Origin of the sequence: Piscirickettsia litoralis, assembly GCF_001720395.1 — a bacterium.
Classification (GTDB): Bacteria; Pseudomonadota; Gammaproteobacteria; order Piscirickettsiales; family Piscirickettsiaceae; genus Piscirickettsia; species Piscirickettsia litoralis.
Map to the genome: position 1 here is coordinate 233,842 of NZ_MDTU01000002.1, position 1,908 is coordinate 235,749.

Consider the following 1,908-nt stretch of genomic DNA (forward strand, 5'->3'; position numbering starts at 1 on the left):
CCTGTTTCGATAATGCCTAATAATCGGAGCTGCAGCCATTAGCGGAACATCATAAATCATTGGTTCTGCAATAAATGTATTAACGTTCGTGGAAATTAAATTAAACGTCCCAGTAGATGTTGATAAAATACGTTTAAGTGAAACACTGCCATCTAAAAAGACCACGATGCAATCTTTTTTTATCAAGTCGATAATGTCACTCCCTTGTCGACCGATACCACAAACAATGTCACCCATCCCATAAGTTGGTGCCATCGAATCATCTACAACCTTCATACAGATTGAACCGTCAAAATTTGCCTTGAAAATATCAATTTCATCTTGAATAATCACTTCCAAATCATCAAAGGCAAGCTCTTCATGCTCCTCAATAAAGTTAGGCCCTTGCCCTACTCCTGTCATTAACCATTCAACCGTACATGCAACACCCTCTTGTAATACCCGCTGTATTACTTTCTCTGCTCCTGCTCGCGTAATTCCACCGTACTTACCGTTCTCCCAGCCTGAATAAGTATTAATATTAAGATCCTCTTGTGCGCACATCGCTTCACGTGAGAGGTTAGCAACATTTCTTAAGCGGCGCAAACGGGTTGCTGTTGTTGATTCTACATTTTTTTATGGGGCTTTCTTTACTCATATTCGTCCACCAAAATAAATCAAAGTACTAAATTACCAAGCCAGAAAGATCTAAAATAAATCAAAATAATCGTAAATATGTCACAAAGCTACTTAAGTTTCAAATAATTTCTAATGAGTGATTGGATAATTGGACTATTTAAACCACCACCATTCACATAGAATCGGTCATAGACAAGTTTATTACTTTCCTTCAAACCTTCTAAAAAGTCTTCAATTTCTTTCTCACTAAACTCTACCTCTGTTCGTTGTGTTTTGGTTGGTTTAATTGTGTTCGTGAGTAGCTGTCCAACTGACAATGGTTTATTTTTAACTCTATTTTCTATTCTTGCACGGACAAGCCTTTGTTCAGAATTCCGTGTTTCATCTGCAGCGGTTTTTTGAAGCGTTGTTTCTTTTTTCAGTTTATTATCAATTTCAAATTTCAGACCCACAACTCGGAGACCTTCTTTCTTCATATGAACATTCACATTGAGGTTCGAGTATTTATTAACTTCTTTAATTCCAACTTCAATTACACGGCGCTTAAAGTCTCTAAATTGCTTATATTGCCCTTTCTTCACACCCATGATTTTTCTAAATACATCTAAAGACAACCACGGTGTTTGTTTAATTCTTTGATACCGTACACAGTTTTCATATAAAGAAATACCGTACGTTGATGAAAATTGTCCAATTGCTGACATATCAAGTTTGCCATAGATTTCGGGCTCATAAAGCTCTTCTCTCATCACACTACTATATTCGTACGTACAAACACCATTTCGAACATCGACAGATGCTAATATCGTACTTGCCGTCCATTTTATGTCATCACTTGCTTTACTTTGATCAATGACATCCCATTCAACCACAGTTGACATCAAGCCAATAAGCGATTTTTTTAGCAGTTTATAGTCATTACTTTTGTAGCCAATCAGATTACATAAATCAGCTAACCGGACAGAATACATAGAAGCTACAGGTAGGTCGTAATAAGCGAAATACAACAATGCATTAAACAATTTTCGTTGTACAAGCGTTAAGTTATTAGTGCAATGTATCGCGAAGACATGCTTTACAAGATCACTACGGTCATTCTTGAATGTTATAATTTCACTCATTTTGTCACCCTAAGCACTACCCCAATTTTTCGTCCGGAGGTCCGGATGCTTTTTCGTCCGGAGGTCCGGATGCTTTTTCGTCCGGAGATCCGGATGCTTTTTCGTCCGGAGGTCCGGATGCTTTTTCGTCCGGAGGTCCGGATGCTTTTTCGTCCGGAGGTCCGGATGC

The 1,908-nt window shown here is 38.2% G+C and carries 2 protein-coding genes; both read right to left on the minus strand.

Annotation, left to right across the window (positions count from 1 at the left end; genetic code table 11):
* On the minus strand, nucleotides 1-585 hold a 585-nt coding region (locus BGC07_RS20905), incomplete at its 3' end, for a LexA family transcriptional regulator (RefSeq protein ID WP_069314086.1).
* 140 nt (nucleotides 586-725) lie between these two features.
* Entirely contained in the window at nucleotides 726-1,739 is a 1,014-nt protein-coding gene (locus tag BGC07_RS16125; RefSeq protein ID WP_069314087.1) for a replication initiation protein, read from the minus strand.
* Nucleotides 1,740-1,908 lie beyond the last annotated feature (169 nt).

Excerpts from the sequence above, each read along its gene's own strand:
- BGC07_RS16125 (WP_069314087.1), bottom strand. The coding sequence starts at position 1,739 with ATGAGTGAAATTATAACATTCAAGAATGACCGTAGTGATCTTGTAAAG.